Annotated in this window: 5 protein-coding genes; all 5 read left to right on the top strand. The window is 77.0% G+C overall.

Translation table 11 applies throughout. From position 1 onward, the window contains the following. Positions 1-507, top strand: a 507-nt coding sequence (locus ICW40_RS20050) for a glycosyltransferase family 9 protein (protein ID WP_221655741.1), incomplete at its 5' end; no start/stop codon positions are given. After that, entirely contained in the window at positions 504-1,481 is a 978-nt protein-coding gene (locus tag ICW40_RS20045; RefSeq protein ID WP_221655740.1) for a glycosyltransferase family 4 protein, read from the top strand. The genes ICW40_RS20050 and ICW40_RS20045, both read left to right, overlap by 4 nt. Further along, positions 1,478-2,764 (top strand): glycosyltransferase, encoded by a 1,287-nt coding sequence (locus ICW40_RS20040; protein WP_221655739.1) that lies wholly within the window; start codon positions 1,478-1,480, stop codon positions 2,762-2,764. The genes ICW40_RS20045 and ICW40_RS20040 overlap by 4 nt, the downstream gene beginning before the upstream one ends. Positions 2,765-2,772: 8 nt before the next feature. Next, positions 2,773-3,390 carry a D-sedoheptulose-7-phosphate isomerase gene (locus tag ICW40_RS20035; RefSeq protein ID WP_221655738.1) on the top strand — a complete coding sequence of 206 codons (618 nt, stop codon included), beginning with the start codon at positions 2,773-2,775 and terminating at the stop codon, positions 3,388-3,390. Continuing rightward, a partial coding sequence (locus tag ICW40_RS20030; RefSeq protein WP_260459506.1) for a PfkB family carbohydrate kinase occupies positions 3,387-4,096 on the top strand: 710 nt, incomplete at its 3' end. The genes ICW40_RS20035 and ICW40_RS20030, both read left to right, overlap by 4 nt.

Here is a 4,096-nt window from a genome sequence, read left to right as displayed (position 1 = left end):
GTGCTGCACCCCGGTGCGTCCGTGCCCGCCCGTGCTGCGACGCCCGAGCACGCCCGGGCCCTCGCCGCGGCGCTCGCCGAGCACTGGACCGTGGTCGTCACCGGCGGGCCGGGGGAGCGCGCGCTGGGCGCGGCTGTTGCGGGGGACCACGCGGTCGACCTCTCGGGGCGCACGTCGCTGGCCGAGCTCGCCGGGCTGCTCGCGGACGCCGAGGCCGTCGTCGTCGGCAACACGGGGCCCGCGCACCTCGCGGCCGCCGTCGGCACCCCCATCGTCTCGCTCTTCGCGCCCGTCGTGCCCGCGGACCGCTGGGCCCCGTGGGGCGTGCCGGTCGTCCTGCTCGGCGACCAGCACGCGGCGTGCGCCGGGACGCGCGCCCGCGAGTGCCCGGTGGCGGGCCATCCCTGCCTCAGCGCGATCGCCCCGTCCGAGGTGGTCGACGCGGTCCGCTCGCTCGTCCGGCGCGCACCCACCACGCAGCCTCACAGCACGGAGGTGACGGCATGAGGGTCCTCGTCTGGCACGTCCACGGCTCCTGGATGACGTCGTTCGTCCAGGGCGCCGAGGAGTACCTGGTCCCCGTGGTGCCCAACCGCGGCCCCGAGGGCAGGGGGCGCGCGCGCACGTGGGACTGGCCTTCCTCGGTGGTCGAGGTGACGCCCGAGCAGCTGCGCGAGACGCCGTTCGACGTCGTCGTGCTCCAGCGGCCGGAGGAGCTCGAGCTCCTCGAGCGGTGGACGGGGCTCCGTGCCGGAATCGACGTCCCCGCGGTCTACGTCGAGCACAACACGCCGGCGGGCCACGCCGTCGCGACGCGGCACCCGCTCGCCGACCGCACCGACATCACGATCGCCCACGTCACGGCCTTCAACGCGCTCGTCTGGGACTGCGGCGACGCGCCGACGACCCTCGTCGACCACGGCATCGTCGACCCCGGCCTGCGGTACACGGGTGAGCGCGAGCGCGTCGGCGTCGTCGTCAACGAGCCCGTCCGGCGCTGGCGTGTCGCGGGGACGGATCAGCTGCTGCGGATGGCGCAGCACGTCGGCGTCGACGTCTACGGCATGGGCATGGCGGCGCTCGAGGAGGCGGCCCGCACGTGGCGCGGCGACACGGCCCCCGACCTGACGCTGCACGACGACGTCCCCCAGGGCGCGATGCACGACCTGCTCGCGCGCGACCGCGCGTACTTCCACCCCTACCGGTGGACGAGCCTGGGTCTCTCGCTGCTCGAGGCGATGGCGCTCGGCCTGCCCGTGCTCGCCTTCGCGACGACCGCGGCTCCCGAGGCCGTGCCGCCGTCGGCCGGGCTCGTCTCGAACGACCCGGACGCGCTCGCGGCGCGTGCCCGCCGCTGGCTGCACGACCCGGACGAGGCGCGCGAGACCGGCCTCGCCGCACGGGCGCACGTGCTCTCGCACTTCGGCCTCGACCGGTTCCTGGCCGACTGGCACCGGCTCCTGAAGGAGGTGGCCCGATGAGGATCGCCATGGTCTCCGAGCACGCGAGCCCGCTGGCCGCGCTCGGCGGCGTCGACGCGGGCGGGCAGAACGTCCACGTCGCGGCGCTCGCGACCGCGCTCGCCGGGCTCGGCCACAGCGTCGAGGTCTACACCCGGCGCGACGACGCCGGGCTGCCGGAGCGCGTGCGGATGGCGCCCGGTGTCGACGTCGTGCACGTGCCGGCCGGGCCGGCGCGGCACGTGCCCAAGGACGAGCTCCTCCCGTGGATGGCGGACTTCGGGCGGTGGCTCGCCGACGCGTGGCTCGCCGACACCGTGCCCGACGTCGTCCACGGTCACTTCTGGATGTCGGGTCTCGCTGCTCTCCAGGCGTCGCGCGCCGTCGCGTCCCTCGCGGGGGAGCGCGTGCCGGTCGTGCAGACGTTCCACGCGCTGGGCTCGGTGAAGCGCCGCCACCAGGGGGACCGGGACACCAGCCCGCGCGGCAGGGTCCAGACAGAGGCCGCGCTCGGCCGGTCGGTGGACCTCGTGATCGCGACCTGCAGCGACGAGGTGGCCGAGCTGCGCCGCCTCGGCGTGCCCGACCACAAGGTCGGCGTCGTGCCGTGCGGGGTGGACCTCGAGCACTTCACGCCGCGACGCGCGGGCGGGCGTGGCGTGCGGGGGCCCGGTGGGGCGCCGTCGGCGTCGGGGCGGCCGTACGTGCTGTCGATCGGACGGCTCGTCGAGCGCAAGGGCGTCGACACGGTGATCCAGGCGCTCGTCGACCTGCCGGACGTCGAGCTCCGCGTCGCCGGCGGCCCCCCGGCGGACGAGCTGGCCGACGACCCCGAGGTCCAGCGGCTCAGCGCGCTGGCGCGCCGGCTGCGCGTCGCGGACCGCGTGACGTTCCTCGGCTGCGTGGCCCACGACGACGTGCCGGGCGTCATCCAGGGAGCCGAGGTCGTCGTCGCGACCCCCTGGTACGAGCCGTTCGGGATCGTGCCGCTCGAGGCGGCCGCCTGCGGCACGCCCGTGGTGGGCAGCGCCGTCGGCGGGCTGCTGGACTCGGTGCAGGACGGCGTCACGGGCTACCTCGTGCCGCCGCAGGACCCGGGCGCCGTCGCGGACGCCGTCCGCACCCTGCTGGACGACCCGGTGCGGCGCCGTCGCTTCGGCGTCGCGGCGCGGCGGCGCGCCGAGCAGCTGTACGGCTGGGACAGCGTCGCGCGCGAGACCGCGCGCGCGTACGAGCACGTGGTCGGGGCGGAGGGAGCCGCCCGCGGCACCCTGCACGCCGACGCGGAGGTGGAGGCGGTATGAGCACCGGCATGAGCACACGGACCTGGATCGACGAGCACCTGGCCGAGGTCACGACCGGCATGGCGGTGCTCGCCGAGCACCACGAGATGGTGGACCGCTGGGGGCGGCGCCTCGCGGAGGACCTGTGCGGCGGCGCGCGGCTGCTCGCCGTCGGCAACGGCGGCAGCGCGGCCGAGGCGCAGCACCTCACGGCGGAGCTCGTGGGGCGCTTCCTCGCCGACCGCCGGCCGCTGTCGGCCATCGCGCTGTGCGCCGAGACGTCGAGCCTCACGGCGATCGTCAACGACTACGGCGCGGACGAGATGTTCGCCCGCCAGGTCGAGGCGCACGGACGCCCGGGCGACGTGCTCGTCGTGCTCTCGACGTCCGGCCGCAGCCCGAACGTGCTGCGCGCCGCCGAGCGCGCGCAGGACCTCGGCCTGACGGTGTGGGGGATGACGGGGCCGGGGCCGAACCCGCTGACCCTGCGCTGCGACGAGTCGCTCGCCGTCACGGCGCCCTCGACCGCCGCGGTGCAGGCGGTGCACCTCGTCGCGGTGCACGCGGTGTGCGCGGCCGTCGACGCCCACCTCGCGGCGCAGGCGCCCGCCGCGATGGCGGGCCGGCAGGAGCGGGCGAGCGCATGACGACGCCTGAGCAGCGCGCGGGACGCGAGCCGCACGTCGTCGTGCTCGGCGACGTCGTGCTCGACACCGACGTGGACGGCACGGTCGAGCGGCTGTGCCCCGACGCGCCGGTCCCGGTGCTCGACGTGACCGGGCGGCGGCACAGCCCTGGCGGCGCGGGCCTCACGGCCCTGCTGTGCGCGGAGTCCGGTGCGCGCGTGACGCTCGTCGCGCCGGTCGCCGACGACGACGGCGGCGCGCGCCTCGCCGAGCAGCTGGGCCGCCGCGTGACCCTCGTCCCGCTCGGGCACGAGGGTGGGACGCGCACCAAGGTGCGCGTGCGCAGCAGCGGGCAGTCCCTCGTCCGCGTCGACGAGGGCGGCCCCGGGACGCCGCGCGACGTGTCCGAGGACGAGGTGCGCGCGGTGCTCGCGACCGCCGACGTCGTGCTCGTGTCCGACTACGGCGCGGGTGTCACGCGGGACCCCGTGCTCCGGGCCCTCCTCGCGCGCGCGGCGCGCGAGCGCGTCGTCGTCTGGGACCCGCACCCCCGCGGCGGCGACCCGGTGCCGGGCGTGACGCTCGTGACCCCCAACCTCGCGGAGGCGACGCGCGCCGCGGACGGACTCGGCACGGCGGCGCCGGGCGCCCCCGCGGACGTCCTGGCGTCGGAGCTCTGCGCGGCCTGGGAGGTGCGGGCGGTGAGCGTGACGGCCGGGGCTGCGGG

Source organism: Actinotalea ferrariae (genome assembly GCF_019733465.1).
GTDB classification, from domain to species: domain Bacteria; phylum Actinomycetota; class Actinomycetes; order Actinomycetales; family Cellulomonadaceae; genus Actinotalea; species Actinotalea ferrariae_A.
Note: the sequence above shows the minus strand (reverse complement) of the source record. Positions and strands in the feature narration are given on the sequence as shown.

Excerpts from the sequence above, each read along its gene's own strand:
- ICW40_RS20045 (WP_221655740.1), top strand. The coding sequence starts at position 504 with ATGAGGGTCCTCGTCTGGCACGTCCACGGCTCCTGGATGACGTCGTTC.
- ICW40_RS20040 (WP_221655739.1), top strand. The coding sequence starts at position 1,478 with ATGAGGATCGCCATGGTCTCCGAGCACGCGAGCCCGCTGGCCGCGCTC.
- ICW40_RS20035 (WP_221655738.1), top strand. The coding sequence starts at position 2,773 with ATGAGCACACGGACCTGGATCGACGAGCACCTGGCCGAGGTCACGACC.